We start from the raw sequence: 17,175 nt of genomic DNA, 5'->3' as shown, positions 1-17,175 counted from the left end.
ACACAGGCCGGCCCGGACCACCGCACGGTGGCCCGGGCCGGCCGTTCTCCCCACGCGGGACCTACTCCGCGAGGATCTCCCGGCTCAGCTCGTCCATCTCCGCGAAGACGTCGTCCTCGCGCTGGCCGGTGAAGTAGCCCTCCATCAGCGGGCTGATCGCCGAGCCCATCTTCTGGCCGCCGGCGAACACCGGCGTCTCGAACAGCGTCCCGTCCACGAACTGCTGCGTGTACGGCGCCACGTCGATCCCCTGGTCGAGCAGGGCCGCCTGGGTCTTCTCCATCGACGAGTCGATCGACGGGAAGAACGTCCCGTCGACGCCGGCGACGTCCTGGCACTCCGGCGAGTTCATGTAGGCGACCCACTTGAACGCCGCCTCGGGGTGCTTGGTGCCCGCCCAGACGGAGTCCGCGTTCGAGTTGGAGAGCCCGGCGCGCTGCCCGTCCGCGCCCAGCACCGAGGGCGCGATCCCGACGTCGACGCCGTCGAGCGCGAAGAACGTCGTCGCGTACCAGGAACCGCCCGAGACCATCGCGACGCTCCCCGTGCCGAGCTGCTCGGCCGGGCCGAGCGTGAACTGCCCCTCGACCGGCGACAGGCCGCGCTCCCCCAGCCCGCGCAGGTACTTCGCGGTCTTCACGAACCGCTCGTCCTCGTACTGGAACGTGGTGGGGAAGCTGTCCTTGTCGCCCAGCTCCCAGCCGGTGGTCGACGCGAAGTTGGCCCAGGTGTCCTGGCCGTTGATCCCGTTGGACCCGAGGCTGTTGATCCCGTACGTCGCCACGTTGTCCTTGTCGAAGCCGGGCTCGTCGCCGCGCACCCCGTTCTCGTCGACCGTGAGACGGGCGATGACCTTCTCGAACGTGCCGCCGTCGTCGGGGTTCCAGGTCATGTTCTGCACGTCGTCCTCGGTGAGGCCGGCGTCGGCGAGCTTCGCCTTGTCGTAGAAGAAGCCGACCGTCGCCCAGTCCTTCGGCAGGCCGTAGGTGGCGCCGTCGCTGTACGTCCAGGTGTCGACGCCGACGCCGAGCTGCCCGACGTCGTACCCCGACTCCTCGATCAGGTCGTCGAGCGGGAGGAGCTGGCCCTGGTCCACGAACTCGGGGTAGTTGGAGGTGTGGTCCATGAACGTGTCCGGGGCGTTGCCGGCCACGAAGCCCGCGGTGAGCTTGGTCCAGTAGTCGTCCCAGGCGTACTGCTGCACCTTGACCTCGATACCGGGGTTGGCCTGCTCGAACGGCTCGACGCACTTGCCCCAGGACACGGCCTGCTTGTCGTCCCAGGTCCACCACTGGATGGTCCCGGTGGCGGCGTCGCCGTCCCCCGCCCCTCCCGCGCCGCACGCCGAGAGGGCGAGCAGCGTCGCCGTCCCGCCGAGCGCGAGCAGGGTGCGTGCCGGTGTGTTCCTGCGGTGCGGCCGGGGCCTCGCGGTAGCGCTGGTCCGGTGCCGATCGACGGTGATCATGGCCCCGACCGTAGGGCCGGCCGCCGTCCTCCGGAATGGGGAGTTGCGCGGCGGGGCCTGGACGATCCGACGGCGCCCTACTTGACGGCGCCCGCCGTGAGCCCCGCGATCACCTGGCGCTGGAGGATCAGGAAGAGGCAGATCGGGACCAGCATCACCAGCGTCGCCCCGGCGACGGCCCCGGTGACGTTGAACCCGAACTGCGACTTGAACCCCGCCAGCACGAGCTGCACGTTCCGGTTCTCCTCCGAGACCAGCAACAGGTTGGCGAAGAAGAACTCGTTCCAGATGTTCACGAACGCGACCACCGCCACGGTCGCCAGCGCGGGCCGCGTCAGCGGCAGCACCACTCGAAACAGCGTGGTGAAGTACCCGGCGCCGTCGATCATCGCGGCCTCCTCCAGCTCGGGCGGCGTCGAGACGAGGAACGCCCGCAGCACCACGAACGTGAACGGGAACTGCAGGGCCGAGTAGAGGATCACCATCCCGATCCGGGAGTCGAACATCCCCAGCTCCCGCACCACGAAGAACACCGGCGTCGCCAGGCCGACCAGCGGCAGCGCCAGCGCCAGGGAGAACAGCGCCACCAGGGCGTCGCGGCCGGGGAAGGAGAACCGCGCCAGCGGGTAGGCCGCCAGGAACGCCGCCGTCAGCGCGCCGAGCGTGCCGAGCCCCGCGTACAGGAGGGTGTTCAGCATGTACTCGTGCAGGTGGATCTGGGTGAAGGCGTCGACGAAGCCCTGCACGGTGAACGGCGCGGGCAGGAGGCCCTGGCCGGAGAAGATCTGGTTCCCGGTCTTGAAGGCGGACAGCATGACCCACGCCGTCGGCGCGAGCGCCAGCAGCACGACGATGCCGAGGAACCCGTAGATCAGCACGTTCGCCCACCCGGAACGGCGTCCGGCGGCGGTGGTCCCGATGTCGCTCACAGTGCACGCTCCCCGATCCGGAAGATCCGCCGGACGGCGACGATCAGCACCAGGCCGATGACGATGATCACCGAGCCGACGGCGTTGGCGAAGCCCCACTCGCCGTTCAGGTACGCCCGGTACGCGTACAGCGCCAGCGTCGCCGTCGCGTCGTCGGGTCCCCCGGCGGTCAGGATGAAGACCAGGTCGAACATGCCGATGTCGACGAGCAGCCGGATGAGGATCACGGTGCCGATGACGTTGCGCAGCAGCGGCAGGGTGATCCGGGTGAGCTGCTGCCACGTCGAGGCGCCGTCGACCGACGCTGCCTCGTACAGCTCGCGCGGGACCGCCGCGATCTCGGCCATCACCAGCACGACGACGAAGCCGATGACGAACACGAAGGTCCCTGCGACGGCCCACCGCGCCGTCGCCGTGTCGAAGAGCCAGTCCCTTCCGGGCAGCCCCACGGCGCCCAGGGCGTTGTTCAGCAGCCCGGCCCGCGGGTTGTAGAACATGGAGAAGACCAGGGCGTAGGCCGCGCCCGAGATGACGAACGGCACGAAGATGATCGTCCGCAGCGTCTTCCACCCACGGGGCCGCAGGGCGAGCACCATGCCGACGCCGACGCCCAGCGGGACCTGGACGAACACCGAGGCCGCCGCGTAGAACAGCGTGTTGCCCAGCGCCTTGAGGAAGACGGGGTCGGCGAACATCTGCCGGTAGTTGTCGAGCCCCGCCCAGGCGAAGTCCAGCCCGCTCCACCGGGCGAACGCCGTGGCCGCCAGCACGAGGAACGGCACCAGGAAGAACGTGCCGAACAGGACGAGCCCGGGCAGCAGCGACACCGCGATCGGCCCGCGCATGCCGCGCGGGATCCGGGTCCCCGGGACGGGCCGGGCGCGCCGGGCGAGGGTGCGCCGCCGCGCCGGCGCGCGGTACCTCGTGAGGGTGCTCATGGCCGCCCCTACTGCCCGCTCGCCGCGGAGTCGACGGTCAGGCGCTCCAGGAACTCGTCGGTGTCCAGGTCGCCCTGCACGTACGCGGGCCACAGGTTCTTCCACGACGTGTCGAGCCCCGCCGGTCCGTGCACGCGGGCGTGCGGGTAGACGTGCTCCAGGTCGTCGGCCTGCTCGATCAGCCCCGTCGCCAGCGGCTCCAGGTCGGCGGCGTCCGCCGCCTCGGCGTCGACGCGGACCGGCGGGTTCGCGCCCGTGGCCTGCGCCTGCGTGAGCACCTCGTCCTGCGACGACATGAACTTCACGAACGCCTCGACCGCCTCGAGCTCGCGCTCGTCCGTCGCGCCGGAGACCCAGCCGGCGCCCGAGACGACGACCGTGCCCTGCCCGCCGTCGGTCCAGCCGGGCGCGGGGGCGTAGCCGGTCTTCTCGTACAGGCCCGGGGCCGCCTCGGGCGTGAGGTTGGTCTTGACGAACCAGGGCCCGTTGGGCACCGTCGCCGCCTCCTCGGTCAGGTAGGGGGCGGCCGCGTTCTGGAAGTCGCCGGAGAACGCGTCGGCGTTCACGTATCCCTCGGTGTGCCAGTCGCGCAGGCGTTCGGTCGCCCGGACGACGGCGGGGTCGTCGCCCCAGTCCTCCAGGTCGACGATGCCCTCGCCAAGGAACTCGGCCCCGCCGGGCTGGGTGCCGATCAGGTCGGCCCACATGAGCTTGGTCGCCCAGTCGCCGTCGAGCGCGAGGGCGATCTTGCCCTGGCTCTTCAGCCCTGCCGCCAGGTCCTCGAACTCGTCCCAGGTGGCCGGGAACTCGTCGTACCCGGCCGCCTCCAGCAGCTCGGTGTTGTAGTAGATCCCGATCGCGTCGCGCTGCTGCGGGATGGCCCAGACCTGGCCGTCCGGGCCGGTCAGAGCGTCGAACGCCTGGTCGTAGAAGGTGTCCGCCCACTCGGCGTCGGCCTCCAGGCCCGGCGCGAAGTCGTGCAGCCGGCCGGTCTGCTCCATCGCCTTGATCTCGCCGGAGTTGAGCTGGAACAGGTCGGGCAGGTCGTCGGCGAGCGCCAGGCGCTGGTAGTACTGCAGCCGGTCGTCGCCGGATCCCGCGTTCGGGTTCTCGATGGTCTCGACCTGGTACCGGCCGGCGTACTGGTCGTTGAACCGTTGCGCGGCCTCGTAGTTGTACTGCAGGAACGGGTCGGTCGGGCTCTCCTGGCAGGTGGCGCAGGTGACGACCACCTCGCCCGTGGCAGAGGCGTCCGTGCCGGAACCGCATCCCGCGACGGCGGTCAGCAGCGCCGCCGCCGAGGCGGTCGCCGCCGCCGTTCTCCTGGTCGTTCCCATGACGTCATCTCCTTTGATGATTCCTGCGTGGTTCCTGCGTGGTGGTGCCTGCTGTTGTTCCCAGGCGGCCGGGTCAGTAGCCCGTGACCCGCGGCCAGTGCCGTTCGATGCCGGCGTCCTCGATCTCGCGCGTGAAGTCGGCCAGCAGGTCCTCGTCCTCGCGGACCTGCCGGGGCGTCGCCTTGTGCTGCACGCAGAACGCGATCAGGTGGCCCGTGACCTCGCCGATGTTCCATTCCATGAGCGGCATCCGGTAGGCGCCGTTCGTGATGTGCGTGGTGCCGATGTTCTTCGCGCCCGGGAGCAGGTTCTCGACCCGGACGGGCAGCAGGGCGCCCAGCGGCAGCTCGAACGGGCAGCAGCCGATGTCGATGTAGGGGTCGCCGCCGGTGGAGGGGTGCAGGTCGATGCGGTACATCCCGACGCCCACGCTGTCGTCGTAGGTGGCGGCGCCCTTGTCGCCGCGCACCGCGAGGGACAGCTCCTGCTCGACGACGGTGTGCTCGGCCCGGATGCGCCGGGACTCCCGGATGTACGGGCTCTTGGCCAGGCCGTCGTCGGTGTCGCCGAGCACGTCGCCGCGCAGGCGCAGGCCGGGCCAGCCGGTGCCGCCGTCGGGCCGGGGCGCCTCGGTCTGGAGCCAGTACAGGAACGAGCGGCTCAGCTCCCGTGCGGCGCGCAGGTGCGCGTCGGCGTCGGGGTGGTCGAAGACCGGCCCGCCCCAGTAGTCCATCTGCGGCCAGTTCACCAGGGTGAGGTCGCTCGGGTAGGCCCCGGGCCGGAAGTTGGCCCGGGCGGCGATCCGGCGGAACGTCCACAGGTTGCGGTCCATCGAGCCCACCCGCTGGTCCGCGTAGTCGGGCCGGATGCTCAGCGGGTCGTCGTCGGGATCGGGCCAGAACTGGTGCCGCACCGGGAGGCGGGTCTTGGGGTGCGGCGCGGTCAGCGAGAGCTGGCCCTCCGGCCAGTCGACGGCGCGGGCTGCCTTGAACCGGTCGTAGCCCGCCGGCCGGTCGATGGTGTGGTCCTCCTCGGGCCGGTGGTCCAGCGCGAAGCAGACCGACACCGGCTGCATGTTGAGCGGGTCGGCCACGGCCGCCGCGTGGGGCTCGCCGGTGTCGGCCTGCGCCTCGGAGCCGGTGACGTGCTCGACGCCGGCCAGCGGCAGCAGCTCGCCGGTCTCGCTCGCGTCGACGACCCACCGCGCCGAGATCGCCGTCGTCGCGCCGGTCCGCCTGCTCCGCACCGTCACGGCCGTGATCCGGTCGCCGTCGGTCTCGGCGGCGAGCGGCTCGTGCTCCATCAGGACCTGCAGCAGCCCGGAGCCGCGCAGCGGGGCGACCAGGCTCTCGAGCACGGCCAGCATGACCCGGGGCTCGTGGCAGAGCCCGGACACCTTGGCGCCGCCTGGGTTGAGCGCGGGTCGACGCCGGGCGTCGTCGGTCAGGGGGTAGTGCCGCCGGTAGAACTCACGCACGGAATTTCGATATTCACGATATGTCGCGGTACTGCCGAACTGCTCGATCCAGACGTGCTCGTCCGGTGGAACTCCCTGGGCGGTCAGCACCCCGCCCAGCCAGTCGGTGGGCTCGGTGAGCACCACACGAAGCCCGCGACGGGCGGCCGTCACGGCGGCCATGACGCCGCCCACGCCGCCGCCGACGACCAGAAGCTGTGTCTCGTTTTCACGCATACAACGAGGACACCAGCATTTGACCACTATTGACATGACTGCAATACACTCGTCTGTGTCCCAGTTTGATGCCAGCGCGCGTCGCCTCCGGATCGCCGACGCGACCGCGAGGCAGCTGGTGCAGCCCGCCGGCTCCCGGATCGGGCCGCGCCGCCAGCAGGAGATCCAGCTCATGCTGATCCACTCCGGCTCCATGACGCTGCGCCTCGACGGCGGCGCCCCGCGCCACGTGCCCACCGGCGAGATCTGCCTCCTGCTGCCGGGCCACACCGAGGAGATCAGGTTCGACGAGCACCTCGACACCCACGAGACGCTGGTGCGGGGGCGGATGGAGAACTCGACCCCGCAGATGCGCGTCTGGCTGGAGTCGCTCCGGCCCACGAGGACGCTGTCGTCCGCCCTGACCTACCTGGCCCGCGAGGCCGTCACCACGGAGCAGACCCGGCTGACGGCCGACGGGGCGCTGCTGGACGCGCTCGCCACGGCGGTGCTGTGGCGCTTCATCGCGGAGTTCAGGAACCTGCCCGCCGCGCTGCCGGGTTCGATCGAGGACGCCCGCCTCTTCATCCACCAGCACCTCGGGGAGCCGATCACGCTCACGGACATCGCCCGCGCCGCGACGGTCACCCCCGCTCACCTCGTCCGGATGTTCCGCACCCACATGGACACCACGCCGATCCGCTACCTCTGGGACCGGCGCATCTCCCTCGGCGTCGAGCTGCTGACGTCCACGGGACTCCCGGTCGGCTCGATCGCCGTCCGCTGCGGGTTCAGGACCAGCTTCCACTTCTCCCGCAAGGTCAAGGAGACGACCGGCCTGTCGCCGTCGGAGCTGCGCACGTCCACCGCACGCGCCTGATGCGGCCGCCCCTCTCCTACCGGGTGCTTCCCACCGGGCGCGGGGTGCCCGCCAGGGAGAACACGCGTCCCGGCCACCTGGATCGCATCAGCCTGTCGTGCCCTGCGACGACGATCGCGCCGGGCGCCTGCGCGAAGGCCTCTTCCAGCTCGTCGACGAGCATCGGCGACAGGTGGTTCGTGGGCTCGTCCAGGAGCAGCAGGTGCGGCGGGTCGGCGAACGCGAGCGCGAGCGCCAGTCGGCGGCGCTGCCCGACGGACAGCTCGCCGGCGGGCGTGCCGATCTCGCGCGCCGTCAGCAGCCCGAGGGCCGCCAGCGGCGTCCGCTCGGCCCCGTGCTCGCCGAGCGTGTCGAGATAGATCTGCTCGGCCGACCGTTCGGGGCGCTCGAACACGGTGTCCTGCGGGAGCAACGAGATCGCCGCGTCCGGCCGCCGCCGGAGACCGCCGGCGTAGTCGACCGCCCCGGCGATGACGCCGAGGAGCGTCGACTTCCCGGCCCCGTTGGGGCCGGTGACCAGCAGCTTCTCCCCCGCCTCGACGACAAGTCGCGGGACGCGGAGCCGGCCCGGCACCTCGACGTCGGCCAGCTCGACGAGCGGCCCGTCGGAGGCCGACAGCGCGACCGGCGGCGCGCTCAGGCGCAGCGGCGGGGGCGGCGCGGCCACCGCCGATCGCGCACGCTCCACGAGGCGCCGCCGGGCGTCCCGCACCCGGCGCGCCACCTGGTTCTGCACCCGGCCGGCCCGGTGCCCGTAGCCCATCTTCTCCGAGTCGCGGCGCAGCCGGTCCGGGGCGACGTCGGGGGCCACCTCGATGACCGCGAGGGCCAGCCGCTCGAGCTCCTCCTGGTCCTCGCGGTAGCGCTGCTCCCACCGCCGTCGCGCCGCCCGCTTGTGCTCGACGTACGCCGAGTACCCGCCGCCGAACACGACCGGGCCCGTCGCGGAGGGGTCGAGATCGATCAGGTCCGTGCACACGGCGTCCAGCAGGGCACGGTCGTGGCTCGCCAGCACGACGACGCCGGGGAAACCGCGCAGGTACTCCTCCAGGAACGAGATCGCGGACTCGTCGAGGTGGTTGGTCGGCTCGTCGAGCACGAGCGCCGCGGGCTGCCGCAGGAGCAGTACCGCGAGCGCCAGCCGGCCCCGCTGCCCTCCGGAGAGCGTGCCCAGGGTGCGGTCGGCGGGGATCGTGTCGAGCGTGAGCGACCGCAGGACCTGCGCCGTCCGGCGTTCCGCGTTCCACACGTCCGTCCGCTGGGCCTGCGCGAGCCGGTCGGCGTAGGCCTGGGACGCCGCCCCGTAGTCGGTCCCGTCCGGCGGCACGGCGGCCAGGCGCTCGGCGGCGTCGTCGAGGCGGTCGAGCGCGTCCTGTACCGGGGACAGCGCGTCCGCGACCACCTCGCCGACGGTCGCCGCCGGGTCGAAGGCCAGCTCCTGCGCCAGGTACCCGACGTCGGCGGGCCGGTCGACCCGCCCGGCGTGCGGGTCGATCACCCCGGCGAGCAGCCGCAGGGCGGTGGTCTTGCCGGTGCCGTTCTCGCCGATGATCCCGGCGCGCCGGCCCGGACCGACCCGGAGCGAGACGCCGTCGAGGATCCGGCGGCCACCGGCCAGATAGGTGACGGCGTCCATGGCCAGGAAGTCGCTCATGTGGTGACCCTACTGTCCACGATCCGGCCGAGGTCGCGGTACCTGTGGACACCACCGCCCCCGCCCGGCTAACGTTCCGGCCATGACGTCGCCCCGCATCTGCCTGGACTGGTGGCCCGCCGACTAGGCGGGCTCGCGACGCATCCACACACGTCCACGACCGCCTCGCCCGAGGCGGTCGTTTCGTGTTTCCCCACGAGACTCCCGGTTCCGGGCGAGCACCCCGAACCGAGAGGCTCCGCATGTCCCTCCACCCTGGCTCGACCCGCCGGCACCCGCTCCTGGACCGGGTCCTGGCCTCCGACGGCTCGCTCCCCTTCGCGCTCCTGCGTCGCCACGGCGGCACCGAGGTCGAGGTGCTGACCGGCGAGGTCGTCGACGCCGATCTGCTGCGCGACATCCCGCTCGACGGCGCGCCGGTGCTCGCCGTCGTCCCCTACCGCCAGGCCCGCGAGCGCGGCTTCACCGTGCAGGACGACGGCGTCCCGCTGCGCTGCCTCGTCGTGCGCGCGTCGGAACGCGTCGCCCTGTCCGACGCCCTCGCCGCGCTGCCGCCCGAGCCCGTTGCCGCCGAGCCGCTCGGCTTCGACATCCCCGACGACGAGTACGCGGGCATCGTGCGCCGCGTGATCGACGACGAGATCGGGCAGGGCGCGGGCGCCAACTTCGTGGTGATGCGCAGCTTCGAGGCCCGCACCGACGCCGCCCCCGTGCGCACCCTGACGTCGTGGTTCCGCGCGCTACTCACGCACGAGGTCGGCTCGTACTGGACGTTCGCGATCCACGTGCCGGCGCCCGCGACGTCGCAGGGCGGCACGGTGCCCGCCGTCGGCCCGGCCGCGGAGGCCGTGTCCCTGGCGGGCGCGACCCCGGAGCGGCACCTGACCCTGGACGACGGCGTGGCCCGGATGAACCCGATCAGCGGCACCTACCGCCACCCTGCGTCGGGCCCCACACGCGAGGGCGTCCTGGACTTCCTGGCCGACACCAAGGAGAACGAGGAGCTCTTCATGGTGGTCGACGAGGAGATGAAGATGATGAGCGCGCTCTGCCCGGACGGCGGGCGCATCGTGGGCCCTTACCTCAAGCAGATGGCGCGGCTCAGCCACACCGAGTACCTGCTGGAGGGCCGCACCTCCGTGGACCCGCGCGACGCGCTGCGGCTGACGATGTTCGCGCCGACCGTGACCGGGTCGCCCATGGAGAACGCCTGCACCGTCATCGCCCGGCACGAGACTCGGCCGCGCGGGTACTACTCGGGGTTCCTGGCGCTGTTCGAGCCGGAGGCCGGGGCCGATCTTCCCGGCGACCCCGCGGGCTACTCCCTCGACGCCCCGATCCTCATCCGCACCGCCTACCTGCACGCGGGCGGCCGGGTGTCCGTCCCGGCCGGGGCCACGCTCGTGCGGCACTCCGTGCCCGAGCACGAGGTGGCCGAGACCCGCGCCAAGGCGGCGGGGGTGCTCGCCTCGCTCGGCCTGGTCCCCCGGGGCGCGGGGCCCGACGCCGTCGTCGACCTCAACGCGCAGCCCGGCGTGGCGGAGGCGCTGACGGCGCGCAACCACCAGCTCGCCGAGTTCTGGGTGCGGCCGCAGGAGGTGGAGCCTGCCGCGACGGCGTCGGGCCGCGCGCCGCTCGGAGCCGGCGGGGAGTCGCCGCTGGCCGGCCGGGACGTCCTCGTGGTCGACCACGAGGACCAGTTCACGACGATGCTCGCCCACCAGCTGGGCCACCTCGGGATGAACGCCCGGGTGGTCCGGTGGGACGCCGTCACGGACGTGCTCGCCGACGACCTGGTCGTCCTCGGCCCCGGCCCCGGTGACCCCCGCGACCAGGAGGACCCGCGCATCGCCGCTCTCACGCGCCGGATCCTGGAGCGCGTCACGGCGGGCCGCCCGCTGCTCGCCGTCTGCCTGAGCCACCAGGTGCTCGCGGGCCTGGCCGGCTTCCCGCTGCGCGCGCTGTCCGCACCGCGGCAGGGTGTGCGGCTGGACGCCGACGTGTTCGGCACCACGGCCGCCGTCGGCTACTACAACACCTTCGGCGCGCACCTGACGACGGTCTCCGCGGCCGACGCCGACAACCCCGTGGCGCGGCTCGCCCTGGAGCCGTCCGTCGACTCGGACGGCGTGCTGACGGCGCTGCGCGGGCCGGGGGTGGCGTCGGTGCAGGGGCACCTGGAGTCGGTGCTGTCGGCCGACGGCATCACCGTGCTCGACACCCTCGCGCGCCATGCCCTGGGCGTCCCGGGCCGGACGGTCACGCGGGCGGCGCCGTCCCCAGCCTCGCCAGGGTGGTGACGGCCAGCTCCGCGAGCGCCGCCGCCTGCTCGCCGAGCACGGAGTCGTCGAACCGGACCTTGGCGGAGTGGTTGGACGGCGCGGCGTCGGCGGGGACGTCGGCGGGCCGGGCGCCGAGCTGGACGAAGCAGCCGGGCACGCGCTGCAGCACGTAGGAGAAGTCCTCCGCGCCCATGATCGGTTCGGGCCGCTCGACGACCCGGTCGGGCCCGTACAGGCCGGTCAGGACGGCGCGGGCGTGGTCCCACATGCCCGCGTCGTTGACCGTCACGGGGTACTCCGGTTCGAGGACGACGTCGGCGGTGCAGCCGTGGGCGGAGGCGATGCCCTGGACCAGTCGCGGGAGCTCGGCCGTGAGCTGGGCCAGCGACGCGTCCGACAGGGTGCGCACCGAGGCGTTGAGCACCGCCCTGTCGGGGATGACGTTGGAGGCCGTGCCCGCGTGGAGCTGGCCCACGGTGATCACCACGGGGTCGAACACGCTGACGCGGCGGGTCACGTAGGACTGCAGCGCCAGCACGATCTCGGCCGCGACCGGCACGGGGTCCACGGACATCCAGGGCGAGGAGCCGTGGCCGCCCCGGCCGTGCACCGTGATGTCGAGGATGTTGACGCCGGCCCAGGCGGGACCGGGCCGGGAGACGAACAGCCCCTTGTCGTACAGGCCGGTGACGTGGATCCCGAACGCGGCGTCCACGGGGGTGCCGGCGGCGTCCAGGACGCCCTCGGTGATCATCGGGAGCGCGCCGCCGGGGCCCTCCTCGCCGGGCTGGAACATGAGGACGACGTTGCCCGCGAGCTCGTGCTTCCGGGCGCTGAGCAGGCGGGCCGCGCCGACCAGGCCCGCCACGTGCAGGTCGTGCCCGCACGCGTGCATCGCGCCGTTGGTCGAGGCGAACGACTCGCCCGAGTCCTCGACCACGGGCAGGGCGTCCATGTCGCCGCGCAGCAGCACCGTGGGCCCCTGCCCCGCGGGTTGGCGGTCCCCGCGCAGGACGGCGACGACGGAGCTGAGGCCCGTGCCGGTGGTGATCTCCAGGGGCAGCCCGTCGAGGGCTTCGAGCACGGCCGCCTGCGTTCGCGGCAGGTGCAGGCCGATCTCGGGGTCCTGATGGATGCGCCGTCGCAGGGCGACCAGGTCGGGTTGGATCAGGGCTGCGTCGTCGAGAAGGGCCACGGTGGCAGAGCCTACGGGGCGCTCTGCCGACGGGTGATTTCTGCCTCGTGCCGCGCCGCCACGTGGCGCCCGTGCGCCGTCCGCAGTAGGCCTGATGGTGCCGACCTGGTTCATGGAGGTAGTCATGCGGCAGAAGAAGCACCAGAAGCGGCTCAGGCACTGGGCCGCCGCCCTTGCCGGCGCGTTCTCCCTCGCCGGTGCGTCCGTGACCGCCGCGCCCGCGACCGCCGCGCCCGCGAGCGCCGCGGCATGGGAGAACGACCTCGTCGTCACCGACACCTACTACATACCGGCGCAGGACCGCTCCGTGCAGGCCCGCTGCCGCGTGGACGTCCGCCCCGTCGGGGCCAAGAACCTGCCCGGCTATGTGACCGTGAAGGGCAAGGTGCGGTGCAACCACAAGCTCCTGGCGGGCGGTGACGTCGGGTTCAGCCTGGGCAGCCACGACGGGACGGCGGGTTCCTTCCACGCCGACCTCAAACGCATCCGCAAGGGCAGCAAGCCGGACCGGAACGCCACGTTCTCCGAGCGCGTCTACATCTTCCCGTCCCACTACGCCCGCGCCGGAGGACCGGGGACCTGGGCGGTCCGTGACCTGGAGCTCGACGTCGACATCCGGATGATCGGCGGCGGCCGGTGGTGGCTGTCGGGCAGCGGGTCGAGGACCGTGGAGACCTTCCGGGCCTACTGAGGCAGGCCAGCCATGTGGACCTCGTCGAGCGCGGTGGCGGCGCCGTGCTCGTCGAGCGTCCCGGTGACGGTGTCCGACGCCGCGCGCACCGTCGCGGGCGCGTGCCCCATCGCCACGCCGCGGGCGGCCCAGCGCAGCATCTCCAGGTCGTTCTCGCCGTCGCCGATCGCAACCGTCCTGGTCGGTAGCACGCCGAGGTTGGCCCGCACCTTCTCCAGGGCCGTCGCCTTGCTCAAGCCTGGTGCGGTGACGTCCAGCCAGTCAGGCTCGACCGGCACAGCCGTCAGACCGACGGAACGTACCGAACCCACGAGCCGGCCGGCGTCGGGCCCTCGGAAGACCAGCCGGGTCGTCGACCGCTCCCCCAGGTGGTCGACAGAGACGATCTGCTGTGCGCCGTTGAGCTGCCCCGGGGGGAACAGGTGCGTCACGTCGTATCCCCACCCCACCCGTTCCGCGGCGATCTGCAGGCCGGGATGCGCCGCCCGTGCCGCGTGGACCACACGCCCGGGATCGAAGTTCTGCACGTCCTCCAGCTCGTAGCCGCGCGGGACCCGTGAGTCCAGACGCGCGGTGACGGCCCCGTTGGAGGCGACCACCCAACCGTCGACCAGCCCCAGCTCTCGCGCGACGGGCAGCACCCCGACCAGCGAACGCCCGGAAGCCAGCACCACGTGGTGCCCGGCGGTGACGAACCGCGCGACGGCCTCGCGCACACGATCCGCGACCTGCGTTGTGCTCGGGAGCGCCAGTGTGCCGTCGATGTCGAGGGCAGCCAGGATCGGCTGGTCCGGGAAGGTGTCCTGCTCGTTCATGGTCGGGCTCGCTTTCCGTGGTCACGCATGTGGGGTGGGGTTTGAGGCCTGTACAGCCGGTTCGAAGCGCTCAGCGGATCGGCGTTGTCGGATCGCGGATCCACGCTCTGGTGTCGTGCGACCACACTCCCGTCCCGGGAAACGGAGTGTTAGATGCCGGGTGTCGCCCCGTTTGTAGGCCAGGTGTAGGCCAGAATCTGCGCATGGGGATCGGGAGCCGAATTCGCGAGCGCCGACAGGAGCTGGGCTGGAGCCAGGACAGATTGGCCGCAGAGACATGTCGGGCCGCCGGAGTTGAAATGGGGACCTTGGGCCGTCAAGAGATCTACCGGTGGGAGACAGGGAAACGGACGCCGCGTGAATGGCTCCCGTTCATCGCTGCGGCACTCGGCACGTCGCACGAAGAACTGGCTTCGCCTGAGGGCGCTGTCGCCTACGGACTCGGCCTGAGCGGCGTATGGCACAGCCATTACGCGTATGAAAGCACCGCGCGGGGCACGATCTCGCGCCACCACTACGTGGTCATCCGTCAAGAGGGCAACAAGCTCTCGGTGGAGAGCGTCCCGCACTCCAACGATTCGCCCGTGTCGTTGGCGCTGACAATGCGGGGCCCCATCGGAACTGGCACCTGGACGGAGCACACAGCCGTCGGTGGTTACTACCAAGGGGCCGTCTATCACGGGGCTCTTCAGGTCATCGTGGATCCCACGGGCCGCAGCATGGCGGGGAAGTGGGTCGGGTTCGACAAGGAGTTCCACGTGGACTCGGGGCCATGGATACTCGACCTGGTGGATACCGCCACGGACGCGGCGACGCTCCAGCAGTACAACAAGGGCCCGGTGACAGACCCCACGCGGTGAAGGAGTCGGCAATGACGGCGAGCACAGCTGTACCGAGCCTTGGAGGCATCTGGCTTTCGCAGTACAGACTGCGAAGCAGTGGTCAACCTGGGGACCGCGCATATGAGCACTACGTGGTGATCGACCAACAGGCTGAACGACTGCTCGTCACCAGCCTGCCGAACTCATCGCGCTCCAGGATCAATCTTGAACTCACAGTTGAACCACCGGTGGCCACTGGTACGTGGCGTGAAGCCACTGCACCGGACGGACCCTATGTGGGGACGACATTCCACGGCGCACTTCAGCTGGTCATCGAACCTGACCGGCGCATCATGCACGGGATGTGGCTCGGGTTCGGACGCCGACTCACCATGAACACCGGCGAATGGACATTGACCTGGCAGGACGAATCGACGAGCCCGGAGACCCGACAGGAGTACTCCGGCCGGTAGGCGCGCGTGCGAGTCCAGTTGAGCCGCCGTTGTGGAGGTTTACGGATCTGCCCCTCGCAGTCGTGAGTGTGTTCGGGAGGAACCCAGCGCACCTGAGGGAGGGGCTCGGTCGGGAAGCCTGGACGGCGATCCGTCCCGATAACTTCAGGCGGGACATGGACCGTCCGACGAAGAGGATCCGATGAAGGCCGACCACTACGACGAGTTCGCAGCCAGCTACGACACCGAGAACTCCGGGAGCCTGCTCAACGCCTGGTACGAACGACCGGCCATGGTCCGCCTCGCGGGCGACGTGCGCGGGCGCAAGATCCTCGACGCCGGCTGTGGCTCCGGACCGCTGTCCGCCGAGCTGCGTGACCGCGGCGCCGAGATGACCGGGTTCGACGGGAGCCCCTCGATGATCGAGCTCGCCCGCCGCAGGCTCGGCGACGATGTCCCGCTGACCGTGGCAGACCTCGCCCAGCCGCTGCCCTACGCCGACGACACCTTCGACGACGTCGTCTCCTCGCTCGTCCTGCACTACCTCGAGGACTGGCAGACGCCGCTGACCGAGCTGCACCGGGTCCTCAAGCCGGGCGGCCGGCTCATCCTCTCGGTCAACCACCCGCTCGTGCGCCCCTTCAACTTTCCGAAGGAGGACTACTTCGCCGTCCGGCAGTTCTCGGAAGAGTACGACTTCGCGGGCCAGCCAGGGACGCTGACCTACTGGCACCGGCCCCTGCACGCGATGATCGACGCCTTCACCGCCGCGGGATTCGACATCGCGTCCATCGCCGAGCCCCCGCCGTCCCCGGACACGCCGGCCGAGCTCCTCCCGCCACGCATCGCGAACGGAGAGCGGACCGCGTTCATCTGCTTCCTCTTCGTCGTCCTCGAGGCCCGCTGAGACGGAGCGCACCGCCGCTATCACAGCGGGAATCATTTCGCGCTTTACACGCCAATATCCCTTTCACGTTGCAGTGTCCGTGTCGCCTACTTAACGTATGGAACGCGAACACCGTTCGACTCACCGGACATCATCTGGTGATCCCCTTTTGTGAAAGGACTCGCACACGTGAGCCTCATCGACATCATCTCGCACCTGCTGGACAACCTGGGCTGCACCCTTGAGCAGATCCTGCAGCTCCTGGGTCTCTGACCTGGTGCGACACCGCTGATTCGGTAGTCCCGTCCAGGGCCTACCGGTAGCGGAGCTGGAATCACTCCCCCAGCAGACGAACTCCCCTCGCGGCATTCCGCGAGGGGAGTTCGTTCGTTTGCGCGGAAGGCAGAACACATTGCGTCAACGCATTCTTTGCCGTTTCGGCTGGACAATTCACGGAGCCACCTCTAAGCGCGAGGAATGGACGGCTCAGTCGATCCAGACGAGCATGCCCATCCCGGCGTCGGCGGCCTCGGCGAAGAAGTCCGTGAGCCGCTTGAGGTGGCCGGCGAGATAGCCCCGCCAGTCCGAGTCGGCGGCCCACAGGCTCAGCGGGTAGACCTCGGCCGCGACGAGGACGGCGGCCGGCACGGCACCCACGACGGCGTCGACGTCGAGACCCCGGAGCGCCGCCGACAGCTCCGCGACCCGCTCCGCGCTCAGCCACGACGGCGGGCCGTACCCCCAGTCGTCCGCGCCCGGCACGCGCGCGTCCCCGTGGACGACGGCGGTCGGCACGCCGGCCCGCTCCAGGACGAACGCCAGCCCGTGCCACGCCTTGTCGACATCCATCAGACGCGCGTCCGGCTCGGCGCCCTCGTCCTCCAGGTCCCACAGCTCGTCGATGAGGTCGCGTACCGACTCGGGATCTGCCAACGCCACATCCAGGTCGTGCGGCGCCAGGCGCATGTACTCGCCGATCATGCTCATGCGCCGCACCGTACGGGCACCCACTGACACTGCCGGCGCCACGACCCCCGCCGGACGCCGGACGGCTGATGTCCGAGCCGCCATCGAACGTAGGAGTGGGTGTTCTTTTGGCCCCCCAAAAAACAGGCACCCCCCCTCCCCTCACTGAGGGGGGGGGGCGGCAGTTCCCAA

The 17,175-nt window shown here is 71.2% G+C and carries 15 protein-coding genes; 6 read left to right on the top strand and 9 right to left on the bottom strand.

Annotated features, from left to right (window positions below):
• Positions 1-61: 61 nt before the first annotated feature.
• The 5 genes from ACFV9Q_RS00825 to ACFV9Q_RS00805 form a co-directional block, all read right to left on the bottom strand.
• The gene (locus ACFV9Q_RS00825; RefSeq protein ID WP_377232724.1) at positions 62-1,465 is read right to left on the bottom strand and encodes an ABC transporter substrate-binding protein; all 1,404 of its coding nucleotides are present in this window, start codon (positions 1,463-1,465) and stop codon (positions 62-64) included.
• 77 nt (positions 1,466-1,542) lie between these two features.
• Positions 1,543-2,394, bottom strand: coding sequence for a carbohydrate ABC transporter permease (locus tag ACFV9Q_RS00820; RefSeq protein WP_377232723.1), 852 nt, complete (start codon positions 2,392-2,394; stop codon positions 1,543-1,545).
• The gene (locus ACFV9Q_RS00815) at positions 2,391-3,332 is read right to left on the bottom strand and encodes a carbohydrate ABC transporter permease (protein WP_377232722.1); all 942 of its coding nucleotides are present in this window, start codon (positions 3,330-3,332) and stop codon (positions 2,391-2,393) included. Before ACFV9Q_RS00815 ends, ACFV9Q_RS00820 begins: the two co-directional genes overlap by 4 nt.
• A gap of 8 nt (positions 3,333-3,340) precedes the next feature.
• Positions 3,341-4,669 carry an ABC transporter substrate-binding protein gene (locus tag ACFV9Q_RS00810; RefSeq protein WP_377232721.1) on the bottom strand — a complete coding sequence of 443 codons (1,329 nt, stop codon included), beginning with the start codon at positions 4,667-4,669 and terminating at the stop codon, positions 3,341-3,343.
• Between the two features lie 73 nt (positions 4,670-4,742).
• Positions 4,743-6,362, bottom strand: a complete 1,620-nt coding sequence (locus ACFV9Q_RS00805) for an FAD-dependent oxidoreductase (RefSeq protein WP_377232720.1) — start codon at positions 6,360-6,362, stop codon at positions 4,743-4,745.
• Between the two features lie 55 nt (positions 6,363-6,417).
• Here ACFV9Q_RS00805 and ACFV9Q_RS00800 point away from each other — a divergent pair, with 55 nt between their 5' ends.
• On the top strand, positions 6,418-7,221 hold the full coding sequence (locus ACFV9Q_RS00800; protein ID WP_377232719.1) for a helix-turn-helix transcriptional regulator: 804 nt from the start codon (positions 6,418-6,420) through the stop codon (positions 7,219-7,221).
• 16 nt (positions 7,222-7,237) lie between these two features.
• Here the strand turns inward: ACFV9Q_RS00800 and ACFV9Q_RS00795 are convergent, their stop codons facing one another.
• Positions 7,238-8,875, bottom strand: a complete 1,638-nt coding sequence (locus ACFV9Q_RS00795) for an ABC-F family ATP-binding cassette domain-containing protein (protein ID WP_377232718.1) — start codon at positions 8,873-8,875, stop codon at positions 7,238-7,240.
• 242 nt (positions 8,876-9,117) lie between these two features.
• Here ACFV9Q_RS00795 and ACFV9Q_RS00790 point away from each other — a divergent pair, with 242 nt between their 5' ends.
• Complete coding sequence (locus tag ACFV9Q_RS00790; RefSeq protein WP_377232717.1) at positions 9,118-11,175, top strand: anthranilate synthase family protein; 2,058 nt, start codon at positions 9,118-9,120, stop codon at positions 11,173-11,175.
• Here ACFV9Q_RS00790 and ACFV9Q_RS00785 read toward each other — a convergent pair.
• Positions 11,135-12,352: a M20 family metallopeptidase gene (locus tag ACFV9Q_RS00785; protein ID WP_377232716.1), complete on the bottom strand. Its 1,218-nt coding sequence runs from the start codon at positions 12,350-12,352 to the stop codon at positions 11,135-11,137. The two genes, ACFV9Q_RS00790 and ACFV9Q_RS00785, sit on opposite strands and share 41 nt — an antisense overlap.
• A gap of 124 nt (positions 12,353-12,476) precedes the next feature.
• Between ACFV9Q_RS00785 and ACFV9Q_RS00780 the strand changes: the two genes are divergently transcribed.
• Positions 12,477-13,043 carry a hypothetical protein gene (locus ACFV9Q_RS00780; RefSeq protein WP_377232715.1) on the top strand — a complete coding sequence of 189 codons (567 nt, stop codon included), beginning with the start codon at positions 12,477-12,479 and terminating at the stop codon, positions 13,041-13,043.
• Here the strand turns inward: ACFV9Q_RS00780 and ACFV9Q_RS00775 are convergent.
• Positions 13,037-13,858: an HAD family hydrolase gene (locus ACFV9Q_RS00775; protein WP_377232714.1), complete on the bottom strand. Its 822-nt coding sequence runs from the start codon at positions 13,856-13,858 to the stop codon at positions 13,037-13,039. The two genes, ACFV9Q_RS00780 and ACFV9Q_RS00775, sit on opposite strands and share 7 nt — an antisense overlap.
• A 203-nt stretch (positions 13,859-14,061) precedes the next feature.
• Here ACFV9Q_RS00775 and ACFV9Q_RS00770 point away from each other — a divergent pair, with 203 nt between their 5' ends.
• From ACFV9Q_RS00770 to ACFV9Q_RS00760, 3 genes are all read left to right on the top strand, one after another.
• Positions 14,062-14,718 (top strand): helix-turn-helix transcriptional regulator, encoded by a 657-nt coding sequence (locus tag ACFV9Q_RS00770; protein ID WP_377232713.1) that lies wholly within the window; start codon positions 14,062-14,064, stop codon positions 14,716-14,718.
• Positions 14,719-14,831: 113 nt separating this feature from the next.
• Complete coding sequence (locus ACFV9Q_RS00765; RefSeq protein ID WP_377232712.1) at positions 14,832-15,152, top strand: hypothetical protein; 321 nt, start codon at positions 14,832-14,834, stop codon at positions 15,150-15,152.
• 181 nt (positions 15,153-15,333) lie between these two features.
• Positions 15,334-16,038, top strand: coding sequence for a class I SAM-dependent methyltransferase (locus ACFV9Q_RS00760; RefSeq protein ID WP_377232711.1), 705 nt, complete (start codon positions 15,334-15,336; stop codon positions 16,036-16,038).
• A 465-nt stretch (positions 16,039-16,503) separates the two neighbouring features.
• Here the strand turns inward: ACFV9Q_RS00760 and ACFV9Q_RS00755 are convergent, their stop codons facing one another.
• Entirely contained in the window at positions 16,504-17,004 is a 501-nt protein-coding gene (locus ACFV9Q_RS00755; protein ID WP_377232710.1) for a DUF1877 family protein, read from the bottom strand.
• Positions 17,005-17,175: the final 171 nt, after the last annotated feature.

The organism is Promicromonospora sp. NPDC059942, from assembly GCF_042731755.1.
In the GTDB taxonomy this organism is placed as follows: domain Bacteria; phylum Actinomycetota; class Actinomycetes; order Actinomycetales; family Cellulomonadaceae; genus Promicromonospora.
The sequence above is the reverse complement of the archived record's forward strand: the minus strand, read 5'-3'. Positions and strand labels throughout refer to the sequence as shown.

What these genes read in the sequence shown, in the direction of transcription:
- ACFV9Q_RS00780 (WP_377232715.1), top strand. Translation starts at nt 12,477, where the DNA reads ATGCGGCAGAAGAAGCACCAGAAGCGGCTCAGGCACTGGGCCGCCGCC.
- ACFV9Q_RS00755 (WP_377232710.1), bottom strand. Translation starts at nt 17,004, where the DNA reads ATGAGCATGATCGGCGAGTACATGCGCCTGGCGCCGCACGACCTGGAT.
- ACFV9Q_RS00805 (WP_377232720.1), bottom strand. Translation starts at nt 6,362, where the DNA reads ATGCGTGAAAACGAGACACAGCTTCTGGTCGTCGGCGGCGGCGTGGGC.
- ACFV9Q_RS00790 (WP_377232717.1), top strand. Translation starts at nt 9,118, where the DNA reads ATGTCCCTCCACCCTGGCTCGACCCGCCGGCACCCGCTCCTGGACCGG.
- ACFV9Q_RS00825 (WP_377232724.1), bottom strand. Translation starts at nt 1,465, where the DNA reads ATGATCACCGTCGATCGGCACCGGACCAGCGCTACCGCGAGGCCCCGG.
- ACFV9Q_RS00770 (WP_377232713.1), top strand. Translation starts at nt 14,062, where the DNA reads ATGGGGATCGGGAGCCGAATTCGCGAGCGCCGACAGGAGCTGGGCTGG.
- ACFV9Q_RS00775 (WP_377232714.1), bottom strand. Translation starts at nt 13,858, where the DNA reads ATGAACGAGCAGGACACCTTCCCGGACCAGCCGATCCTGGCTGCCCTC.
- ACFV9Q_RS00810 (WP_377232721.1), bottom strand. Translation starts at nt 4,669, where the DNA reads ATGGGAACGACCAGGAGAACGGCGGCGGCGACCGCCTCGGCGGCGGCG.
- ACFV9Q_RS00795 (WP_377232718.1), bottom strand. Translation starts at nt 8,875, where the DNA reads ATGAGCGACTTCCTGGCCATGGACGCCGTCACCTATCTGGCCGGTGGC.
- ACFV9Q_RS00815 (WP_377232722.1), bottom strand. Translation starts at nt 3,332, where the DNA reads ATGAGCACCCTCACGAGGTACCGCGCGCCGGCGCGGCGGCGCACCCTC.
- ACFV9Q_RS00760 (WP_377232711.1), top strand. Translation starts at nt 15,334, where the DNA reads ATGAAGGCCGACCACTACGACGAGTTCGCAGCCAGCTACGACACCGAG.